A 265-nucleotide genomic window follows, 5' to 3' on the forward strand; every position below is an offset into this window, starting at 1 on the left:
CGCCAAACAACTGGGTCAGAATGCCGCGGGCATAACGCGGAGATTGATCCTCTTCGACGGCCAGTGCAGGCTCTGCCTTGGTTTCGTCGCCATCGTGACAGGGCGCGACTCGTCGGATCTCTTTCGCTTCGCACCGCTGCAAGCGAAGTTGGGACAGGATGTGCGCGAGAGCCATGGGGTGCCGAAAGATATTGACTCGGTGGTCCTGTTGCGGGATAAGGAGCTCTTCACCCATAGTGATGCGGCCTTGGAGGTGCTCGGCGAC

General features: G+C 60.0%; 1 protein-coding gene. It reads left to right on the forward strand.

What is annotated here, in order from left to right; genetic code table 11:
* Positions 1–43: 43 nt before the first annotated feature.
* On the forward strand, positions 44–265 hold a 222-nt coding region (locus ACYQ78_RS39700), incomplete at its 3' end, for a thiol-disulfide oxidoreductase DCC family protein (protein WP_459806159.1).

This window comes from Herbidospora sp. RD11066, assembly GCF_054661255.1.